The 21,299-nt window shown below is 70.4% G+C and carries 16 protein-coding genes; 5 read left to right on the top strand and 11 right to left on the bottom strand.

What is annotated here, in order from left to right; translation table 11 throughout:
• Nucleotides 1-24: 24 nt before the first annotated feature.
• Both sseA and EV668_RS06120 read right to left on the bottom strand, forming a co-directional pair.
• Complete coding sequence (gene sseA / locus EV668_RS06125; protein ID WP_133768919.1) at nucleotides 25-873, bottom strand: 3-mercaptopyruvate sulfurtransferase; 849 nt, start codon at nucleotides 871-873, stop codon at nucleotides 25-27.
• A gap of 134 nt (nucleotides 874-1,007) precedes the next feature.
• Nucleotides 1,008-1,706, bottom strand: a complete 699-nt coding sequence (locus EV668_RS06120) for a type 1 glutamine amidotransferase domain-containing protein (RefSeq protein ID WP_133768918.1) — start codon at nucleotides 1,704-1,706, stop codon at nucleotides 1,008-1,010.
• 154 nt (nucleotides 1,707-1,860) lie between these two features.
• Here EV668_RS06120 and EV668_RS06115 point away from each other — a divergent pair, with 154 nt between their 5' ends.
• From EV668_RS06115 to EV668_RS06105, 3 genes are all read left to right on the top strand, one after another.
• Nucleotides 1,861-2,799, top strand: a complete 939-nt coding sequence (locus EV668_RS06115) for a LysR family transcriptional regulator (RefSeq protein WP_133768917.1) — start codon at nucleotides 1,861-1,863, stop codon at nucleotides 2,797-2,799.
• Nucleotides 2,800-2,894: 95 nt separating this feature from the next.
• Complete coding sequence (locus EV668_RS06110) at nucleotides 2,895-3,875, top strand: SPFH domain-containing protein (RefSeq protein WP_133768916.1); 981 nt, start codon at nucleotides 2,895-2,897, stop codon at nucleotides 3,873-3,875.
• 15 nt (nucleotides 3,876-3,890) lie between these two features.
• Nucleotides 3,891-4,337, top strand: coding sequence for an NfeD family protein (locus EV668_RS06105; protein ID WP_133768915.1), 447 nt, complete (start codon nucleotides 3,891-3,893; stop codon nucleotides 4,335-4,337).
• 111 nt (nucleotides 4,338-4,448) lie between these two features.
• On the opposite strand, the gene EV668_RS06100 is transcribed toward EV668_RS06105, so the two are convergent.
• From EV668_RS06100 to EV668_RS06065, 8 genes are all read right to left on the bottom strand, one after another.
• Nucleotides 4,449-6,317, bottom strand: a complete 1,869-nt coding sequence (locus EV668_RS06100; protein WP_166652360.1) for a hypothetical protein — start codon at nucleotides 6,315-6,317, stop codon at nucleotides 4,449-4,451.
• Between the two features lie 25 nt (nucleotides 6,318-6,342).
• The gene (locus EV668_RS06095; RefSeq protein WP_166652359.1) at nucleotides 6,343-7,062 is read right to left on the bottom strand and encodes a vWA domain-containing protein; all 720 of its coding nucleotides are present in this window, start codon (nucleotides 7,060-7,062) and stop codon (nucleotides 6,343-6,345) included.
• A 46-nt stretch (nucleotides 7,063-7,108) separates the two neighbouring features.
• Nucleotides 7,109-8,548 (bottom strand): PrsW family intramembrane metalloprotease, encoded by a 1,440-nt coding sequence (locus EV668_RS06090; RefSeq protein WP_166652358.1) that lies wholly within the window; start codon nucleotides 8,546-8,548, stop codon nucleotides 7,109-7,111.
• Nucleotides 8,549-8,576: 28 nt separating this feature from the next.
• Nucleotides 8,577-10,052, bottom strand: coding sequence for a PrsW family intramembrane metalloprotease (locus EV668_RS06085; RefSeq protein ID WP_133768911.1), 1,476 nt, complete (start codon nucleotides 10,050-10,052; stop codon nucleotides 8,577-8,579).
• A 295-nt stretch (nucleotides 10,053-10,347) separates the two neighbouring features.
• Nucleotides 10,348-11,166 (bottom strand): PP2C family serine/threonine-protein phosphatase, encoded by an 819-nt coding sequence (locus EV668_RS06080; RefSeq protein WP_133768910.1) that lies wholly within the window; start codon nucleotides 11,164-11,166, stop codon nucleotides 10,348-10,350.
• Nucleotides 11,163-12,530 (bottom strand): protein kinase domain-containing protein, encoded by a 1,368-nt coding sequence (locus tag EV668_RS06075; RefSeq protein WP_133768909.1) that lies wholly within the window; start codon nucleotides 12,528-12,530, stop codon nucleotides 11,163-11,165. The genes EV668_RS06080 and EV668_RS06075 overlap by 4 nt, the downstream gene beginning before the upstream one ends.
• 7 nt (nucleotides 12,531-12,537) lie before the next feature.
• Entirely contained in the window at nucleotides 12,538-17,163 is a 4,626-nt protein-coding gene (locus EV668_RS06070) for an nSTAND1 domain-containing NTPase (protein WP_133768908.1), read from the bottom strand.
• Nucleotides 17,164-17,317: 154 nt separating this feature from the next.
• Complete coding sequence (locus tag EV668_RS06065; protein ID WP_166652357.1) at nucleotides 17,318-18,244, bottom strand: LysR family transcriptional regulator; 927 nt, start codon at nucleotides 18,242-18,244, stop codon at nucleotides 17,318-17,320.
• Between the two features lie 65 nt (nucleotides 18,245-18,309).
• Between EV668_RS06065 and EV668_RS06060 the strand changes: the two genes are divergently transcribed.
• Both EV668_RS06060 and EV668_RS06055 read left to right on the top strand, forming a co-directional pair.
• Nucleotides 18,310-19,530, top strand: coding sequence for a CaiB/BaiF CoA transferase family protein (locus EV668_RS06060; protein WP_133768906.1), 1,221 nt, complete (start codon nucleotides 18,310-18,312; stop codon nucleotides 19,528-19,530).
• A gap of 30 nt (nucleotides 19,531-19,560) precedes the next feature.
• Complete coding sequence (locus EV668_RS06055; RefSeq protein ID WP_133768905.1) at nucleotides 19,561-20,508, top strand: Bug family tripartite tricarboxylate transporter substrate binding protein; 948 nt, start codon at nucleotides 19,561-19,563, stop codon at nucleotides 20,506-20,508.
• A 9-nt stretch (nucleotides 20,509-20,517) separates the two neighbouring features.
• Here the strand turns inward: EV668_RS06055 and EV668_RS06050 are convergent, their stop codons facing one another.
• Nucleotides 20,518-21,294 (bottom strand): SDR family oxidoreductase, encoded by a 777-nt coding sequence (locus tag EV668_RS06050; protein WP_133768904.1) that lies wholly within the window; start codon nucleotides 21,292-21,294, stop codon nucleotides 20,518-20,520.
• Nucleotides 21,295-21,299 lie beyond the last annotated feature (5 nt).

Below are 21,299 nucleotides of genomic sequence, written 5' to 3'. Positions count from 1 at the left end.
GGATTCCGATGTCCTGCCGGATGGTCAGGCCGGCCCGCTCACGACCTCCGTGTCCTCGCGTGAGCCCCATTCCGACCAGGAACCGTCGTAGAGCGCCGGCGCGGGCCGTCCGGTCCGCTCGATGGCGAGAAGCAGGATCGCGGCGGTGACGCCCGAGCCGCAGGTCGTCACGATCGGACGCGAGGGATCGATCCCGGCCGTCGTCAGAGCCTCCTCGATCGTGTCCGGATCGGCGAGGCGGCCGTCCTTCAGCACCGCGCCGAAGGGCAGGTTGAGGGCGCCGGGCATGTGCCCCGACCTCATGCCCGCGCGGGGCTCGGCCTCCTCGCCCCTGAAGCGGGCGGCCGAACGGGCATCGAGCACCTGCGCCGTGCCCGCCTCGAGCGCCTCGCGGACGTCCACGAGGTTCGCCACGGCCGCATCGTCGTAGCGGGCGAGGAAATCCGCCGCCACGCGCGGAGCGGGCTCGCCCGCCTGGACGGGCAGCCCGGCCGCGAGCCAGGCGGGGAAGCCGCCGTCGAGGATCGCGACCTTGCGCGAGCCGAAGGTGCGGAAGGTCCAGGCGACACGCGGCGAGGCGAAGATGCCGGCGCCGTCATAGACGACGATCATGTGCTCGTCCGAGATGCCCATCAGCCCCACGGCCGCGGCGAATTCGTCGGGTTCCGGCAGCATGTGCGGCAGGGCGGAATTCCGATCCTTCACCGCGTCGAGGTCGAACCGGACCGCGCCGGGAATATGTCCGGCGAGGAACTCCGCCTCGGGATCGCGCTTCGCGGCGGGCAGGTAATAGGAGCCGTCGAGTACGACGATGCCGGGATCGCCGAGGCGCTCGAACAGCCAGTCCGCGGTGACGAGTTCGATCCTGTCCATGTCCGCTCCCGTCGAGGCCGAGCGGCCTCCCGAGATCATCTCTACGATGCCGCGCGGCCCCTGCGTAGAGGCCGCGCTCACCGTCCGCCCGTGTTCAGGCGGCAATCGCTGCCGCCAGCGGCAGGGAGACCGGTTCAGGCGGCGCCGTTGCCGGCGCGGCCCAGTGCCGTGACGAGCGCTTCGGCCGCGTCGGCCGACGAGCCGGGATTCTGCCCGGTGATCAGCCGGCCGTCCACGACCGTCTGGACGCCCCAGTCCTTCACCTTGGAGAAGATGGCGCCGAGAGAGACGAGTTCGTCCTCGACCAGGAACGGCACGACCTCCTCGAGGCCGACCGCCTTCTCTTCACTGTTGGTGAAGCCCGTCACGCGGCGCCCCTCCACGAACGGCGTGCCGTCGGCATTCCGGACGCGATGCAGGACACCGGGAGCGTGACAGACGAGGGCGATCGTCTTGCCGGCCGCGACGAAGGATTCGATCAGCCTGATCGAGGTCTCGTCTTCGGCGAGGTCCCACATCGGGCCGTGGCCGCCGGGATAGAAGACGGTGTCGAAATCGGCCTGATCGACGCTGTCGAGGCGCACGGTTCGGGCAAGCTGCGCCTGGGCGGCCGCGTCCGCGCTGAAGCGCCGCGTGAGATCGGTCTGGAACATCGGCTCGTCGCTCTTGGGATCGAGCGGCGGCTGTCCGCCCTTCGGCGAGGCGAGCGTGATCTCGGCGCCGGCCTCCTTGAACACGTAATACGGCGCGGCCAGCTCCTCGAGCCAGAACCCTGTCTTCCGTCCGGTGTCGCCGAGCGTGTCGTGCGACGTGAGAACCATGAGAACCTTCATCGGACCGTCCCCTGTTATGGCGCCGCCGCGGAGAGGCTCGGGGACGTCCCGAGGACCTGCCGCGCCAGCTTTCGAGACGCCAAGATGGGGCTCACCGAGACATTCCTGAAATTTATCTCGTTGATCTTAGATATCGTGCCAGCAATATATCTCGATGCGGTACGACCTGAACCTGCTGCGCGTGTTCCTCGCCTTGATGGAGGAGCGGAGCGTGACGCGGGCCGCGCTGCGCCTGGGGATCACCCAGCCCGCCCTGTCGAACGCGTTGAGCCGCTTGCGGGACACGCTGCGCGATCCGCTCTTCATCCGGGAGCGGTATGGCATCCGGCCGACATCTCAGGCCGAAGAGATCGCGCCGGCCATCGAGGCGGCCCTCGCCCAGCTCGATTCCGTTGTACTCGACCGGCAGGCCTTCGAGCCCGGCGAAGCCGAGCACCTGTTCACGCTCGCCCCCAACAGCTACGCGGAACTCGTGCTGATGCCGCCGCTCGTGGCGCGGCTTCGCGCGCTCGCGCCCGGCATCAGGCTGCGCCTGACGCCCTTCGGCAACGATCTCGCCGAGACGGGCGTCGTCTCCGGCACGACGGCGATGGTTTTCGGCCGGATCGTGGATCCGCCCGACAATCTGGTCGTACAGCACCTCATGCAGGACGGTCTCGCCTGCGTCGTGCGCTCGGACCATCCCGAGGTGGAGGCCGCGCTCACCAGAGCCGTCTATGAGAGGCTGAAACACGTCAACGTCTTGCCGCCCGGCCGCTTGCGGGCCGGCCTCCACCAGGCGCTCGCGCAGCGGAACCTGAAGCGCGACGTCGCGGTGTCCGTCACGCATTTCCTGGCGGTGCCCGAGATGCTCGCGGTGACGGATTACTGCGCGACGCTGCCGAGGCTGGTCTGCCGTGCCCTCGAGCGGGACGCACGGCTGAAGGTGCTCCCCGCGCCGGTCGACCTCGGAACGTTCCCCGTCGAGATGGGCTGGCATGTCCGCTACCGCAACGATCCCGCGCACCGCTGGCTTCGCGGGGTCATTGCCGATCTCGCGGCGCAGCTGATGGCGGACGAGCGCGAGAGGCAGGCCGCGCCCGCCGGGATCTGAACCTCGCACCCGCTCCGTGCGACGCAATCACGGCGACATCGCGTCGTGGTTCATGGCATGGTCCGGCGGCTCAGGCGCCGCCAAGGGGAGAAGGCATGACGGGTTTCACCATTTTCGTGATCGCGCTGGCGGTCCTCGCGCTCGTGACGATCGCGTGGGGCGTGCGCACCATCCCGCAGGGCTATGTCTTCACCGTCGAACGGTTCGGCCGCTACCACAAATCGCTCGGCTCGGGCCTCGGCCTCATCGTGCCTTACGTCGACCGGATCGGCCACAAGGTGAACATCATGGAGCAGGTGCTCGACATCCCCTCGCAGGAGGCGTTCACGCGCGACAATGCCGGGGTGAAGATCGACGCCGCCTCCTTCTACCAGATCCTCGATCCCGCCCGCGCCGCCTACGAGATCACGAACCTCACCGAGGCGTTGCTCGTGCTCACGATGACGAACATCCGCACCGTCGTCGGCTCGATGGATCTCGACGAACTCCTCTCCCACCGCGACGAGATCAACGAGCGGCTGCTCAAGGTGATGGATGCCGCCGCCGAGCCCTGGGGCGTCAAGGTCACGCGCGTCGAGATCAAGGACATCCTCCCCCCCGCCGATCTCGCCGGAGCCATGGCGCGGCAGATGAAGGCCGAGCGCGAGAAGCGCGCCGCGATCCTCGAGGCGGAGGGGCTACGGGCCGCCGAGGTCCTGCGGGCGGAAGGCGACAAGCAGTCTCAGATCCTCGCGGCCGAGGGCCGCAAGGAGGCGGCGCTCCGCGACGCGGAAGCGCGCGAGCGTCTGGCGGAAGCGGAGGCGAAGGCGACGCAGATGGTCTCGGACGCGATCTCGAAGGGCGATCTCGCGGCCGCGAACTTCCTCGTCGCCGAGAAATACGTCGAGGCGATGAAGGCGATCGCCACCGCTCCCAACCAGCGCGTCGTGGTCGTCCCGATCGAGGCGGCTGCGCTCGCCGGGACGCTCGGCGGCATCGCGGCGATGACCCAGCAGGTCTTCGGCGATGGCGGCCGCCCGGCCGATCAGCGCCGCACCGGCGGCCTGCCGCCGAATTCCGGCCGGCAGGGCTCCTGACGGGGCCGCGGCAGCATGGACGGTTTCCTCACCTTCGGACCCTGGACCTGGCTCGTCATCGGGATGGTGCTGATCGCACTCGAGGCGATGCTGCCCGGGATCTTCTTCATCTGGCTCGGCATCGCCGCCCTGCTCACGGGCGTCATCGACTGGGCCTTCGGCTGGTCGTGGCAGGTCAATCTCGTGGTCTTCGCCATGCTGGCGCTGCTGGCGTGCCTCACCGGCTGGCTGATCACGCGCCGCAAGGACGAGGATTACGCCAACGGGGCCACGCTGAACCGCCGCTCCGTGGCGCTCGTCGGCCGGGAGTTCCTGCTCGACCGCGCCATCATCTCCGGCCAGGGCCGCATTCGCGTCGGCGACAGCGTCTGGGGCGTCACCGGCCCCGAGCTTCCTGCCGGTGCGAAGGTCCGCGTGACGCAGGCCGACGGCGCGCGGCTCACGGTGGAGCCGGCCGAGTAACCGGCGCCGTCGCTTCTCCCCTTGCGGGAGAAGCAGGCCCCCGGGCTCGACCCGAGGGCCGCGTCGCGCGTCAGCGCGACAGGATGAGGGGCGAGGCGCCGCGCAGGGCGCTCACACCGCCTCAGTCGTATCGACGATGGCCGAGGCGCGGGCCGCGATATAGGCGGCGATCGCCTCGATATGCGGGTCCGGCGCGCTCGGATCGGCCCAGAGATCGGCCGGCTCGCTCACGCCGCCGATCGGCGCGAACAGCGTCGACGGCCGTTCGAGGAAGCCGCGCAGGAGCGCGAGATCGCCCGGCTCGACGATCGCCCGGATCTCCCGGTTGTCGCGCGAGACCTCGGGCACGACGAGGCGCCAGGACCGCCCCGCCGCGGTCAGGTCGCGGTCCAGCGACGCGAGGGCGGTGCATTCGGCGGAATCGACGAGGCCGCTGACGATCACGACCGGCCGCCAATCCTCCTTGCCGCAGAGGGCCGCGGCGGAGGCGACGTCGATGCCCGGCGTCGGGTGGGGCGCGGACAGGATGCCGATGACGAGCGGCGTCACGCTTCCGTCCGGCGCCGCCTTGACGACATGGCCGAACAGGAACCGGACCTGATCGGCATCCTTCTCGATATCCTCGTCGGTGAAGCGCGGATCGTCGAAGCCGATCAGCTTCGGGTGGATGCGGCGGCGGTCATCCCGCACTTCGCCGAAGCGCCAGCCGTCGAGCCGGCGCTCCGCCGACCAGCGATCGTGCTCGATGCGCGAGAGCCGGCGCAGCAGCGCATCCTCGGCCGTGCTGGCCGCACAGGGCTTGATGACGTTCTCGTCGCTATGCGGGTCGACCGCGAAGGGATCGGCCGAGGCGCCAGGCTCGCGCAGGCCGATCGTCCAGAGCTTGGCCGGCAGATGGTCGGCGGCCCGCCGATTGGCCCGGCGATAGGTCTCCGGCAGAGCGGCCCAGGGCACGCCCGCCGGCCCTGACGCGCCGAACCGCGCCCGGTAGGTCTCGTGGATGCGCTCGGCCAGTTCGTCGGCGCGGGAGGCGATGAGGTCGAAGAGATCGGGATCGCCTTCGATGCCGCCGCGGACGGTGAAGCTGCGGCCGAGATCGCGGGGCCGGGCGGCGGGCTTCGCGAGCTCGAAGAGCGAGGGCTGGCCCTCGGTCAGGACCAGCACCGCTGCGATGGCCTGCCCCTCCCCCTCCTGCATGCGCGCGAGCGAGTTCATCACGGAGAGGACCGCCTCCGCCTCGTCGAGCGCGACGACGATCAGGGTGAGCGGCGCGATCGCCGCCGCCGCGACGAGCGGGCCGTCCTCAGCCGTCAAGGTGAGGCGATCGAACGCCGCGACGCCGATATCGGCGGACATCTCGATCTCGGGCATGTCGCGGTTGAGACGCTTGCGCACGCCGAGCGGGTCGCGGTCGAGGATCGTGATCTGCGGCCTGTCGAGACCGCCCGCGATCCCGGCGAGGACGAGTTCCTCGAAACAATCGTGGCCGAGCGTCGAGAACCCGATCACGACGGCATGAAGCCGCGTCTGGCCGCGCCAATAGGCGAGGTCGTGGGGCCGGATCGCCGCGACCGCATCGCGGGCCGCCAGCGAGGCCGTGCCGACGAGGCGCGGTCTGGGTTCGATTCCGGCCGCGAAGAGATTGTCGTCGACGACACGCCGAAGAGCGGCGTCGCGAAGATGGGCGGCGATCTGCGGGCGGGCGCCGTTCCGTGTCGCCTCGACGAGCGCGGCGAGGACGGCCACCGTCGCCGCATCGTCCGCGAGGTCGATCCCGACGAAACTCGCCTCGGCGGAGCCGGCGGCGCGATGCAGGGTCTCCGGATCGCTGTCCAGCGGGATTTCCACGATCCCCTCGCCGTCAGCACCCGTACCGATCGGCCGCAGGCCGGCATGGACGACCACGGCGTTGCGCGCCTGCTGGCGAGCCAGGGCCCGCGCGACGCGGCTGTCTCCGATCACGACGACGTGGTCGCGCATGGTTTCGATCCCCTTCGTCATCGCGTCACCAGAGGAGGCTGTCCGCCTCCCCCTCCTTCTGGCCGCTGTCGGGCGGCAGGGGGATCGCGCCGCCGGCCGCGATCGGGGCCGTCGCGGCCCAGCGGATATGGCCGATCAGCCGTTCGGCATCGTGGGCCCGCAGGGGCGCGATGCCCCCCTCACCCGCGAAGGCCCGCAGGAATTCGAGATCGGCATCCGGACCGATGGCGATCGGAATGCGGATGGCGCGCTCCCCTTCGGCAGTGGCGAGAAGGGTGGCGAGCCCCGCCTCGGCATCGTCGCTCGGATAGCCGTCCGTCAGGAGGACGATCACGGGGGGAAGCGTCTCCTCCGCCCCCGGCGCGGGCGCCGAGAACGCGCCCGCGAGGAGACGGAACGCCGCGCCGAGATCGGTTTCGCCCTCCGCGGCGAGGTTCGTCCAGATGAACCGCCCGGCCGGCGTCGCGGCGGGCTGGACCCAGTCGGCTCCGCTCGAGAAGCGCATGACGCGGATGCGCAGGTCGACCTCGGGATGCTCGGCCGCCGCCTCGCGCATCGCCGGCACCACGGCCCGTGCGGCCCAGTTCAACGAGGCGATCCGCTCGCCCGCCATCGAGCCGGACCCGTCGACGAGAAAGACGACCAGCAACGGCAACGGCGGCGGCGCGGCTTTCGCCGCCTGCCGCGCATCTGCCTCCGTCGGCTCCGCAAGCCCCGGCGGGGCCGCCCTGTCTGTGCTCGTCATCTGCGAATCCATGGACGCGGATCGTGGCCGAGGCGGGCCGGCCCGTTCAATAGGCCCCGATGCCGATCGTCGCGGCGCCGATCAGCAAGGTCGTTCCGGCGACGGCCGGGAGATCCTCGCCCGGAGACACGGTCCACGCGGCGCCGTCCGGCGTCGCGGCGGACCACGAGGCGGCGCCCATGTTCCGGATCGCGAGGCCGCCGGGCGCGGGAAGGATCAGGCCCGTATGGCCCGCGGGCACGCCGTCCGGCCCGAACAGGGCCGACAGGTCGATCGGCACGCCCGCCGCAAGCGCGTAGCGTGCGGAGGACGTCCCGATGGCGAGGCCGCTCGCGGGCATGGGCGCCGGAGGGCTCGCCGCCGTGGTGCGGCTGGTGACGCCGGCGGCGCGCTCGATCAGGGTCGCGGCACCCGCCAGAGCGCCGGCGATCCCGGGCGGGGACGGCGGCACGATCCCGGCCGGCATGATCGGCGCGGGACCATAGCTCGGCGAGACGGCGAGGATCGACTGCCCGTCGACCGGTCGGCCGAGCCGCGAGGCCTCGAGCTGGCGGGCCTTCATCAGACAGGCGAGGAACACGATCGCGATCAGCGGGGCGGCGAGATAGGAGCCGTAATCGCGGGAGAGTTCGCTCGCCGAATTCCAGAAGGCATGGAGGAGCGAAGCGAGGACGATCCCGATCGGGATGAGCTTCCAGGCCGCCTTCGGATGCGTCACCGAGAGCCCGATGAAATAGCCGAGGATGCCCGCATAGCCCATATGGCCGACGATCCCCTTGATGATGCGGGGGAAGAGCAGCAGGAAGCCCATGATCACGCCGAGCTTCGGGTCGTTCGCCTGGACGATCTGGCGCGGCACGTATTGGAGCAGCGTCTCGATCCAGATGAAGGCGGCGCCCGCGGCGGCCCCCATCAGGACGCCGTCGAGCGGCCCCTGAAGCGCGAGCCCCCGTGTGAGCGCGTTCCCGCGCGAGCCGGTGCTGCGCAGGTACAGCGCCAGGGCCAGGGCGAGGAGGATCGGGACGGCCTTGAGGACTTCCTCCATCAGACCGGCTGCGAAGAACATGCCGATGAAGGTCGGCACGAAGCCGGTGGTGTCCGTCTTTCCGGGAAGGACCTCCCGGAACACGTAGATGTATTGCCCGAGGAAATAGTGCAGCTGGGCGGCGGTGATCGCCGCCGGCACCGAATACCACAGGATGTTCTTGCGCTCGCCGGAATAGACGTAGAGGGCCACGAACGTCATCAGCAGGACGAACGTCGTCAGCACGTACATGTATTTCAGGATGTCGTGGACGTTCTGGACCTTCCAGCCGAACAGGAGAAGGCTCGTCACCGTCACGGCCGCGATCGGGATCAGCGCCCGGCTGCGCCACAGCCGGACCCGCCCCGAGAGCAGCGGGATCAGGTCGCTCTTCGACAGGTCCGGACCCGATTGGGTCGGTTGAGGCGGCAGAGGACTCTGCGACAGCGGGTTCTGCGACATGCGCCCTCCGATCGAGGCCGGCGCCGCCTCAATAGGCCGAGATCTCGATCGTCGCCGAGCCGAGCAGCAGCTTCGAACCTGCGACCGGCCGGAGCGAGGCTCCCGGCTGCACCGAGGTCGTCGCGCCGTCGGGCGTCGTGAAGGCCCAGGAGGCCGTGCCGGTGTTGCGGATGTCGAGCCCGCCATCGGCCGCCTGGGCGATGACGCCCGCGCAGCCCGGCGGCACGCCGGCCGAGCCGAACAAAGCGGAGAAGTCGATCGACTGGTCCGGAGCCAGCGCATAGCGCGCCGCGCCGTTGCCGATCGATAGCCCGCTCGCCGGCATCGGAGCGGCGGCGGGAACGGCGCCCGCCGCGTCGGCCGGAACGGCACCCGGATTGGGCACGGTCGTCCGCGCGGTGACGCCGGCCAGCTTCTCGGCCGCGGTCGCGATTCCGGTGAAGACGCCGGCGACGCCCGGCGCCGGCGGAGGCACGACACCGGCCGGAGCGAGCGGCGCGGTGCCGGGCGCGGGCGAGGCGGCGAGGATCGAGCCGCCGCCGATCGGACCACCGAGCCGCGAGACCTCGAGCTGCTTCGCCTTCAGCAGGCAGGCCAGGAAGAAGAACAGCGTCAGGCCGGCCGAGGCGTAGAAGCCCCAGGTCCCCATCAGGTGGTAGGACGAGTTCCAGAAGGCGTGCAGCACGGACGGGAGGACCCAGCCGATCGCGAGCAGCGTCCAGAGCGAGCGGCGATGCGTGACCGCGAGCCCGATGAAATAGCCGAAGATGCCGGCATAGGCCATGTGGCCGACGAGGCCGTTCAGCACGCGCGGCAGCATCAGCAGCAGAGCGTGGAGCAGGCCGAGCGCCTCGTTGCCGCGCGCCTTGGCCGCTTCCATCGGCACGTATTGCGCCATCGTCTCGAAGGCGATGAAGCCGGCCCCGGCCGCGACGCCCATCAGGAGGCCGTCGAGCGGGCCCTGAAGCGCGAGGTTGCGCGTGAGGAAGTTGCCGGGCTTGCCCGAACGCCTGAGCCAATAGGCGAGGAGCAGTGCCAGGAGGATCGGGATCCCCTTCATCAGCTCTTCCATCAGGCCCGCTCCGAAGAACATGCCGATGAAATTCGGGATGAAGCCCTCGCCCTTCATGTCGCCCGGGAGGATCGTCCGGAAGACGTAGATGAAGCCGCCGAGTATTGCCCGCGTATCCAACTGCCACATGACGATGGAGGCCGGCACCAGGTACCACAGCATGTTCTTGCGTTCGCCGGAATAGAAATAGACCGTGGCGAACATGGCGAAGAGCATGAAGGCCGCGAGGACGTTCATGTAGGCGACGACGTCGCCCTTGTCCTTGATCTGGAACTTCAGGACAAAAAGCAGAACGCAGGTGAGCGCCACCGCGATCAGGGGGATCAGCGCGCGGCTCTTGCGGAGACTGATCTTCTTCGAGCGGAACGGCATCAGTTCCGTCGCGGTCAATCCCGTGTCCGGCTGCTGAGGCAGAGGCGGCATCTGGGCCATCAGAGTGATCCTCGCAAAGGGGTTGAGCGGACGGTCCTGCACGATCGCTCTAAGGCGGGGGCCGGCAGCCGGCAAAGGGATTCATTCGGGGTTGGGGTCGAGGCCGCGCGATGTCCTGGATGGAGGAACCGCGGCGGATGGCTTGTCTCGCTCTTCCTCATCCTGAGGTGCCTCGCGAAGCGAGGCCTCGAAGGACGCACGACGGCCGTCCGTGCTTCGAGGCCGGCTTGCCGCCGGCACCTCAGCATGAGGAGGGAAGGCAGATGCCCGCCGGTGGGCAAGACGGCCCCCCGCATCACGCCATCCCCGAAAACAGGGCGACGGTGACGTCGTCCCGGCTGCCCCGGCCCGAGCATTCGGCGAGCCAGGGTTCGAGATCGCGCAGGAAGCGCGAGAGCGGGAGGGAGCGCAGCGAGGAGCGGAAATGCCGCGCGACGAGCAGGAAATCCTCGTCGCGCGTGTATGATTTCGACAGCCCGTCCGTCGAGGCCATCACGAAATCGGGCGCGCTCAGCGGATGCGGCGCCGTGAAGAGCCGCAGATGCACCCGCGCCACGGCGTCGGGCTGGCACAGCGAATAGGTCCCGGCGCCGACGAGATGCGGATCGAGCGGCACCACCCGGTCCACCTCGCCGCCGGGTGCGGAGGCGAGGACGTCGCCATCGCCGATCTGGAGGAAGAGGGAGCAGCCGGGCCCGATCGCGGCCGCGATGCAGGTCGAGCCGTAGACGGCGTGGCTGTCGAAGCCCGGCGCCTCCGGGATCGGCCAGAGCCGGATATCCGCCTCGACCCGCTCGCGCCAGCTTCCGACGAGATCGTCGGCGACGGTCGCGAGGACCGAGCCATGCCCTCCGGCCTCGATCGCACGCGCCGCGCGGCGGAGAAGGAGGAGCGCCGTCGCGACCGCGAAGGCCGATCCCCGGTCGCTGCGATAGTGCCGGGAGGAGCCGTGTCCATCGGCGACGGCGAGATAGGTCCAGTCGCCGTCGCGCTCATGCGCATGGGCGTCCTGGTTCGGCATGTTGGCGAGGATGTGCGAGGTCCCGCGCACGGAGACCCCGCCGACCGCCACGGGCATGGCGGCGGGCACCGGGTTCAGGGCCGGCGCGCTCACGCCGCGCTCCTCGCCGACGGATCCGCCCCCGCGACGACGCCCTCGCGCCGGCCGAAATCGATCCCGAGCCCATCGATGATGCGCACCGTCCGCCCGGGCACGATAGTGACGGGCTGGCCGCCGCTCGTCCGGCCGCGCCAGGGCGCCTGGGTGAGGTTGCGGAGGCCGAGGATCGACTCGTCGGTCGGATGCTTGTCCACCGCCGCCACCGAGTCCCGCATCGCGATCGGCGCCGTCGGCTCGACATGGTGTGCGAAGAGGCGGCGATCCGCCTGCATGGCGACGAGATAGCGGCCGAGCGTCATCCGCGTCGGGCGCGGCACGGCCGTGGCGCAGACCGGGCAGCGCGGCTGGGCCTCGCTCGCGCTCATGTCGAGCGGGATCTCGAAGGTGCAGGTCGGGCAATGGGTCACGGCATCGCGCAGCCGCGCCATGGCCGCCCGCCACTCGGTCTCGACGACGCGTGCGTCCGGGTTCCAGAGCCCGTCCGTGAAGGAGCGCGTGAAGAGATCGCGCAGCGAAGCCGGCATCGCCTTCCAGCGCGCGACGACCCAGTCATGCGCGCCGGGGACGGGCGCGTTGTCACTGCTGCGCGGATCGAAGATGAAGAGCGGGTCGCGGCCGTAGAGCCGCATGACCTCGTCCGGCGTCTTCTGCCCGCCCGCCGCGTCGCGCATCCCTTCCAGCGGATGCCATTGGAAGAGCGCGTAGAAGAACAGCACGGCCATCGAGTAGAGGTCCGTGCGCGAGGAGGGGATCGTCTCCCGCCGCACGATCTCGGGCGCCATGAATTTCGGCGTACCGAGCACCCCGCCCTGCAGCCCCTCGACGGTGATGTTGTCGGCGTCGCAGATGAGGATGCCGCCGCGGATCGGATCGATGAAGAACGAGCCGAAATTGATGTCCTGGTAGCAGAGCCCGCGCGTGTGGAGCTGCTGGAAGGAATCGGCGATCTCGTAACAGGCGGTCGCCCGCGCCTCGAGGCCGAGATCGAGCCGCTTCGGCGCCGGGGCGAGGATGTCTCTGAAGGGCCGCCGGTCCGAGGAGACGACCGGCATGACGTAGCCGAATTCCCGCCGCCCCTCGACCGTGACGAGGTCGAAGGGGAACAGGAAGCGGTTATCGGGCGGCCCCTCCTGGACGAGGCGCTCGATCCGGGACCGCAACGTCGTGTCGATGTCGACGACATGCGGATGGTACCATTTCAGCGCGAGCTCGCGGCCGCCGACATCCACGATGTAGACGGCGCCCTGCCCTCCGGCGCCGAGCTTGCGCCCCACGATGCCGACCGTCCCGGCATTGCGCAGGCGGCATTCCTGCCCGAGGGAGAGATCGCCGGAGCCGGCTCCGAACAGACGCAGCATCGCCGCCTCAGGGGGTCTTGGCCGAACGGGGCGAGCCGTCGGGAAGGCGGGGGGTGAGCGTCCGCAAGGCGGACTTCGCCGCCTCCAGCGCCTCGGGGCGCGTCAGCGGAAGGGCGTGCAGCGAGACGGCGTTGGGCTTCTCCCGCACGATGGCGTGCAAGGCCCAGGAACTCGCGATCCGATCCTCCCGGCCGAAGCCGACATGGGACGGAACGCCGGCCATCCATGGCGGCGTGAGCTGGGTCAGGTACTGGCCGGTCTCGATCTCGTGCAGGTCGATCTGCGGCATGTCCTGGCGGACGATCGCGAGCCGCCCGCCCCCCGACACGGCGAGCTGGAGCACGGTGCCGTGGGCCTTCTGGCCGGGCATGGCATTCACCTCGAAGGTCTCGTCGGCGGCGGGCTTCAGCGCCCAGGCCGCCCGGCCCGTCCCATCGACAGCCACCACGGCCCCGCCGTCAAGGGCGAGCACGATCCGATCGCGATCGAGCGCCAAAGCGATGTGGATGACCTTCGCCTCGCCGAGCGCCGGCGCCGCCGGCCGGGTCGCGCGCGAGGCGAGATCGAAAACCTCGAGCTCTTTCACGCCCGCGAACACGACGACGCGGCGCTCCGCATCGACCGCCGCGAGGCTCCCCGCCGCCATCCGGATCGGCCAGGAGGCCTTGATGCGGCCGCTCGCCCCGTCGATCGCGTAGACGGCCTCGCGCGTCGCGGCGACGATCTCGCTGCCATCGGCCCGCGCACCTGCCGCGGCGAGCCCTGCGAGGCCCGGGACGGCGAAGAGCTGCCGGCCCGAGGGCAATTCGTGCAGCACGATCTGGTCCGTCTTCAGGACGAGCGCGCGGTCGAGACCCGGCGTCAGGGCGACGGCCCGCCCCGCCTGAGGCGGCAGCACCGTCTCGACCTTGCCGCCCGAGACCCGCAGCACCTGGACCTGACCCGGCGCCGAGGCGGGAACGTAGTCCCCGACCGGGGCGCCGATCCGCCAGGTGTCGCCCCAGGCGACCTTGCCCTGCGGCCGCTCGCCGCCGGGCAGGAGGCGGAGGCCGCCGCCCTCGCCCGCAAGAAGGCGTCCGTCCGGCAGGGACGCGGCCGACGATTGGTGAAGCATCGCTCCGGCCAGCCGCGCATCCCGGTGCTTGCCGCCGACCACGTGCCAGACATGGAGGCCCTGGCTCGCCTTGCCGTTGTAATGGCAGGCGAGGAAGCGGTTGCCGCGCGAGAGCTTGCAGCCCTGGAGCTGCTCGTTCGAGAGATCGGCCGCCGAGACACGGAAGCTGTCGAAGACGAGCGGCTTCTTCTCCTCGGAGACGAAGACGACCTTCAGGTCGTAGCCCGCCTCGCTCCGCCGCCCCAGCACCGCCATGGCCTCGCCCGTGCTGTCCGGCCCGTTCAGGCCGGCCCAGAGCACGCCCTCCAGCGTCTCGCGGTCGTAATCGTAGCGGCGCCCGTCGCGCCGGAAGGCCGACAGATGCAGGCTGGAATAGGTGAGAAAGCGGTCGCGCTGCGGATCGGGGCTCAGCTCGATCATCGTCACGATGGCCTGCGAGGCGATCTTGTCCGAGAGGTCGCGGGTGAGCCCCGTCGTCTCGGCGGACAGGTCGAAGGGCAGCGGATCGCTCCAGCTCTTCGCATCGCGGTCGTATTCGTAGATCGTCGCCCCATAGGTGACGAGGACCTTGCGGCCGCCGGGCAGGAACCGGACCTGGCCGACGAGGTATTCGGGCTTCGGCTCCGGGACGGCGATCAGTTCGCCCTTCTTGGGGTTGTCGAGATCGACGAAGGTGATCGCGGCTCCCGTGCCGAGGGCCGCGGTGCGGCTGCCCTGGTGGATTTCGAGCGCCCCGATCCGCTCCTCGAAGCCGATCTGCGCGCGGACGGACGCCTTGGCGACATCGACGACGAACAGGTTCTTGACGCTCGTCGTCGCGACGAGGCCGAGCGGCTCGGCGGCGCGCACATGCAGCGGCAGCGTCTCCTCCGGCAGCGTGGCGAGCCGGCGGATACGGCCCGAGGGCAGTTCGGTGAGGAAGATGCCGAGATTCATGTCGGCATAGGCGATCGCGGCCTCGCCGTAGAAGTCGTGCGGGATCACGTGACCCTGGCCCTTCGGCCGGTCGAGATGCAGCACCGCCCGCTTGTCGGCGAGGGCGCGCAGAAGCGCGACATGGCTCGCCCCGCGCTCGCCGGCAGCGAGGATGTCGGCCTCCGTCTCCCCCGCCTCGACGGCGAGGGTGAGCGCGCGGCCGATCTCCGACCGCCCCGCCGCGAGTTCGGCCTGGGCGGCGAGGGTGCGCGCCGTGTTGCGCTTGGCCTCCTTCAGCGCCTCCAGCGCGCGCTGGCGCTCGGTATCGGCGCGGTCGCGCTCGCGCTCGGCCTCGCGCCGGGCCGAGTCGGCCTGGCCTCGCGCCTCGCGCTGCGTCTCCTCGGCGGCTCGGGCGACGAGCGTCTGCTCCTCCGCGCGCCGCCATTGCAGGCTCGCGAGGGCGGCGATGCCGGCGAAGATGACGGCGACGATCCCGGCCGCGACGGCGAAGCGGCGGCGACGCCAGGATTCGGCCGCCTGGGACTGCGCGACGAAGCTGCCGAGCGAGCTCTCGGGCGCGATGCCCCAGCGCCGGACGAGATCTGTGCCCTCGGCGAGGTTGAGGGATGTCAGGAGCGCCGTCTTGCGCTCGGCCGGGCCGGCCTCCTGCCAGCGGCGCTGCAGCGTTTCGAGCCGCGCACGGGTCTGGAGGTCGCGCCGGTCGATCGCGATCTGCTCGCGCGCGCTCGGCCAGTTCTCGAGCAGCGCCTCGTGCGCGATCCGCACCTCCGCGACCCCGTCCCGCTCGGAGGCGACGAGGAGCCGGTTTTCGGGCGCGAGCAGGGCCGCCACGAGCCGCGCCTCGGGCCCGCCCGGCGCGAAAGCGTCGAGCCGGGCGGCGCGGGCGGTGGCCGTGCCGTCTCCGGCGGCCGTGACGAGGGCGCGTAGCACGCGCGGCAGGGCGGCCGCGGCCTCGGGATCGCTCCCCTTCAGCGCCTCGAGCGCCTGATCGGCGCGGCGGGCGATGGCGCCCTTGAGTTCGCCGAGGGCCCGGTAGCCGGCGAAGGTCAGCGCGCGGCCATGGCCCTCGACGATGTCGCGCTCGTAGAGCGAGCGCAGCAGCACGGAGAGGAGGGGCAGCGCGCCGGGCTCCTCGGAGGCGGCCTGCGCGATCACCGCGTCGAGCCCGACGCCGCTTTCGGGATCCTTCTCGAAGACGATGCCGGCCGCGGCAGCGGGCCGGCGGACGATCTCGAAGATCTCCGCCCCGCCGGGCACCGGCAGGTCGAGCCGGGCGCCGGCCTCCGTCAGCTGCACCAGCGCCGGGATCTCCGCCGCCCGGTGCCACAGGTCGTTGCGGACGGTCGCCACCACCCAGACGACGCCCGAGCGGGCAAGGCCCGCGAGGATGCGCACGAAGAGCGCCCGGCGCTCCGGGTCCAGCTCGCGGGTCAGAAGCTCCTCGAGCTGGTCGACGAGGATGACGAGGCGCGCCTCTTCGTGCGGCAGGAGGCCCCGCTTCGAGCGCGCCTCGCCGGCGATGCCGGCCAGCGCCTGCCGGAAGGGGAAGGACGGGTCATCCGGCGCCGCCTGCAGATGCGAGGCCAGGGCCTCGGGCGTCGCGCCGGAGGCGAGGAGTTCGGGCAGCCCTTCCCCGGCGGCCGGATCACCCGCGACGAGGGCCTTGGCGAGGCCGAGCACGGGATCCTCGCCTCCCTCCCCGGGTCGCAGGATCACGCGCCGCCAGAGGCCGACGCCCGGCACGGCCTTGGCGGCGAAGAGCGCCGGCAGGAGGCCCGCCCGGGCGAGCGAGGATTTTCCCGAACCGCTGGCGCCGAGGATCAGGAGGAACGCCGTCCCGTGATCCGCGGCCGCCTGGAGGCGCGTCGAGGCCTCGCGGATCTGCGCGTCCCGCCCGAAGAAGACGGGCGCATCGTCGAAATCATAGGCCGCGAGGCCCGGAAACGGGCTGCCCTGGAGCCAGGTCGCCTCGTCGGTGCCCGAGACGTCCCGCAGCCCCTGCGCGATCTTGCCCTCGATCAGGCGGACGAGATCGGTCTCGAGCTTGGAATCGAACTCCTCGAGCGTCTGGAACTTGGCGCTTCCGGCGAGGAAGACGCCGCCGCCCTCGAAATGGCGGGCCCAGAAGCCTTCCAGCGCCTGCCATTGCCGCTCCTGCTCGGCGCGTTTGCCGGCATCGGCGAGCGAGGTCTGCGGGTCCCCGAGCTTGCGATAGGCGAGGAGGTCCGGCGCCCCGAGCTTGCGGTGGGCGTCGAGCGCGTCCTCGAATTCCCATTCCGTACCGGTGACGGGCGCCCGCCCGTCGAGGCCGCGATATTCCCGCGCCGCCGTCCGCTCCGGCAGCGGCGTGCCGAGCCGCGAATAGACGACCAGCACCATGACGTCGGATTGGCTGGGCGGCTCGATCGCGTCCTGGAAATGGCCCGATGCGAGCATCGGCTCGTATTCCCAGAGATAGGGCTCGATCCGGAAGAAGCGCTGATAGTCGCGTGCGAGCTTCTGCACGACGAGATGGGCGCGGAGCCGCTCCTCCTGCACGTCGCCGGGCGAAGAGATGAAGATGCGAAGGCGCTGACGGCTCACCGGTCCTGCTCGCGGGTTCAGGGACGGCCCGGCTCGGCCGGCCGACGGGAGAGAGTGCTTACGGCGGGCGCGAGAGGCTGCAAAGGCGGCACGGGGTCCCGTTCCTGTCGCTCGCTCCTTGGGGACGCATTGTTTCGGCGCGATGTCGTGGCTGTCAGGCGTCGGGACGCAGGCGCTCCGGCGAGGCCGCCATCCGACGGAAGAGGGCGGCGACCGCACGCGTCGCCTCGGAGGGCGGGCGGTGCGACGCAAGCGACATCCACGTCATCTGCCGGATGGCCGGATGGGCGATGCGGGTCGCCCGGACCTGGCCGGACGCGATCTCGGCCGCGAAGACGTGATAGGCGGAGATCGTCGCGAGGTCCGAAGCCAGCAGAACCTCGCGCGTGAGCGACGTCGAGCCGGACTCGAACCGGATGTCGAGCGTGAGATGATGCGAGGCCGCAAGCCCGGTCAGGAGGCTCGTCAGGCTGTTCGGACGCAGCGGCAGCGCCAGTGAAACGCCCGTCAAGTCGCCCAGCGCGATCTCGGCTCCGAGGGCGGCAGGGTGTCCGGTACGGGTGATGACATGCATGTCGCCGCGCAGCAGGAGGTCGGCTCCCGGGAGGCGCGCCTCCCGGTAACGGTTGAAGATCCCGATCTCGATCCTCTCCGTGGCCAGCATCTCCTCGACCTGTCCGCTATACGCCTCGATCGCCCGAAGGCGGATGTCCGGATACCGATCGCGCACCGCGCCGACGACGGCCGCCACCAGCCGCCGGGACGCCACGGGGACGACGCCGAGGGTCACTTCGCCGCTTGGCGCCTCCCGGCCGCTGCGGCTCGCCTCCCGGAACGCGCCGGCCTCCGCGATCAGCGCCCGCCCGCGCGGCAGCAGCCTCTCGCCGAGCGCCGTCACGACGACGCCCCGTCCGGTCCGATCGAAGAGACGCCCGTCGAGATCGCGCTCCAGCGCCGAGACCTGCCGGCTGAGCACGGATTGCGCCGTGCCGAGCGTCGCGGCCGCGCGCGCGAAACTGCCGTGCGAGGCCACCTCGACGAACGCTTTGAGCCGGGCGAGATCGAGGATCGGATATGTCATTTTGGCAATTCTGAAATGGCTCGCATGACAATATCGCATTCGGAGGCGGCTTCTATCATGCCCGCATGTCGACACCCCTCGCCCGCCCATCCGCCACGGGGCCGCTCGCCGGCCTGAAGATCATCGACGCATCGAGCGTCATCGCCGGCCCATTCTCCTCCACCCTGCTCGCCGACCTCGGCGCCGACGTCGTCAAGATCGAGGAGCCGGGGACCGGCGACGCCCTCCGTCGCCTCGCTCCGCACAAGGACGGGGTCCCTCTCTGGTGGAAGGTCACCAATCGCAACAAGCGCTGCATCACGCTCGACCTGCGCACGGCCGAGGGAAAGGACCTGCTCGGCCGGCTCGTCGCGAACCACGACGTCCTCGTCGAGAACTTCAGGACCGGAACGCTCGATCGCTGGGGCATCACCCGGGAATGGCTCCAGGCCATCAATCCCCGCCTGACGATCCTGCGCGTGACGGGCTTTGGCCAGACCGGCCCTTACCGCGACCGCCCCGGCTTCGCTCGCATCTTCGAGGCGATGAGCGGCTTCACACGGATGTGCGGCGAGGAGGATGGCGTGCCGCTCCATCTCGGCTACCCGATCTCGGATGCCGTCGGAGGCCTGTTCGGGGCGCTCGGCATCCTCGCGGACCTGTATCGTCTCAAGGGCGACCCGTCCCTGCGCGGCCAGGAGATCGACTGCTCGGTCACCGAGGCGATGCTGCGGACGCTCGAGTTCCTTGCCATCGAGTACGACCAGCTCGGGCAGACCAGAACCGCCACCGGGAACCGCAGCCAATATGCCGCCCCCGGCAACATCTACGCGACGCGGGACGGCAAATGGGCCTCGATCGCGGCCTCCACGCAGAGCATCTTCGTCCGGCTCTGCGCCGCCCTCGGGCTCGACGAGCTGCCGCGCGATCCGCGCTTCGCCGACAACCCTTCGCGCGTCCGCAACAACCGCGCCCTCGACGCGATCGTGCAGGGCGCGATCGAGCGCCTGACGCTGGAGGAGTTGCGCGATCGTCTTCATGCCCACGAGGTCGGCTTCTCTCCGATCTACGATGCGGCCGACGTCTTCGCCGACCCGCAATTCAGAGCGCGCGAGGCCATCGTCAGCGTTCCGGACGACGAATTGGGCCCCGTGCGCATGCAATGCATCGTGCCGCGCTTCTCGGAGGCGCCCTGCTCGATCCGGCATGCCGGCCCCTCGCTCGGCCAGCATAACGGAGAGGTCTATGCGGAACTCGGCCTTTCGGCAGAGGAGCAGAGGGCTCTCGGAGAAAAACAGATAATCTAAGCAGAACAAAAAAATCAGAGGGAGGAAAACATGCGGGTTCTTATTCTGATCGTCTGGCTGATCGGGAGCGCGACATCCGCGCACGCGGCCGACCTCTCACGGATCGTCGTCGGCTTCCCCGCCGGGCAGACCACCGATATCGTCGCACGCCTGATCGCGGAGCGCCTCGGCCCCGAACTCCAAGAGAACGTCATCGTCGAGAACCGCCCGGGCCAGGGCGGCAGCATCGCCCTCGGGGCCCTCGCTCGCGCCGCGCCCGATGGCTCGACATTGGTTCTCGCGCCCCTCGCCTCGTTGGCGGTCAATCCGCATCTCTACAAGACGGTCGGCTATGACAGCCTCACGGATTTCGCGCCGGTCGCACTCGTGGTGGACCTGCCGATGCTCATGGTCGCCAACCCCTCGCGTCGGCTGACGTCCCTGCCGGACCTGATCGCGCGGGCAAAAGCCAATCCGGGGAAGATCACCTTCCCCTCGTCCGGCAGCGGGACCCTGTCGCATCTCAGCATGGAGACGTTGAAGAAGCTCTCGGGCACCTCCATGCTCCATGTGCCCTATCGCGGCAGCGTGCCCGCGCTGACCGACCTCATCGCCGGCATGGTCGACGTGGCGATCGACACGGTCACCGTCACCGAGCCCTTCATCCGCGACAGGCAGCTGACGCTTCTGGCCGTTGCCACCGACAAGCGGCTGGCCGCCTTCCCCGACACGCCGACGATCGCCGAACTCGGCTATCCCGGCTTCAGTTTCGCGCCCTGGCTGATGGTCGTCGCCCCCGCCAAGACCCCGCCCGAGCGGATCGCCCGGCTGGGCGCCGCCATCACGAAGGTCATGAACGCCCCCGATATCGTCGAAAGACTGAACAAGATCGGGGTGCGGACATTCGTCGACGCCCCGAAGGATCTCCCGGGGTTCCTGCGCGGCGAGCACGAGCGCTGGGGCGCGATCGTGAAGGATTCCGGGCTTCGGGTTGAGTGACCCGCCCCCTCAGAACAGCGCCTGGAGGTCGCTGTCGATCGAGAGGGCCTGGCCGGAGATGGTGCGGCCGCGCTCCGAGCAGATGAACAGGATCTGGTCGGCGAGCTGTCGCGCGGTCACGTATTCCTTGATCGAGCCGTTGGCGAGGACGCGCGTCTCCATCTCGGCGAAGGGGATGCCGAGTTGCTGCGCCTTCGCCTCCATCACGCGGCGCTGACGGTCGCCGGCGACGGCGCCGGGCAGGATCGCGTTCACGCGGATGCCGAACTCGCCGAGTTCGCGGGCGAGCGACTTCGTGAAACCGATCACGCCCCATTTCGCGGCCGCATAGGGGCTCCGGAGAGCGAAGCCGAACTTTCCGGCCGCCGAGGACAGGTTCACGATCGAGGGGTTCTTCGATTGCTTGAGCAGCGGCACGGCGAGCCGGGCGCAGTTGAACTGGCTCGTCAGGCAGACCTCGATCGTGCGGTCCCAGTCCTCGACGTTGATCTCGTCGACGCGGCCCGTGGGGCCGGCGATGCCGGCATTGTTGACGAGCACGTCGAGCCCCCCGAGCGCGGCCTGCGCATCGGCGAAGAGGGCGGCGACGGCTCCCCGGTCGGCGACATCCGTGCGGCTCTGCGTGATCGCCGGGTGCGAGGCCCGAAGGGCGGCGAGAGCGGGCTCGTCGACGTCGCAGACATGGATGCGGGCGCCCTCCTCCGCGAAAGCGCGGGCCACTTCGAGGCCGATGCCGCCGGCGCCCGCCGTGATCAGCACGCGCAGGCCGTTGAGACCGAGTTCCATGGTTC

Origin of the sequence: Enterovirga rhinocerotis (assembly GCF_004363955.1) — a bacterium.
Lineage (GTDB): Bacteria > Pseudomonadota > Alphaproteobacteria > Rhizobiales > Beijerinckiaceae > Enterovirga > Enterovirga rhinocerotis.
This window is presented reverse-complemented; position numbering and strand designations above follow the sequence as displayed.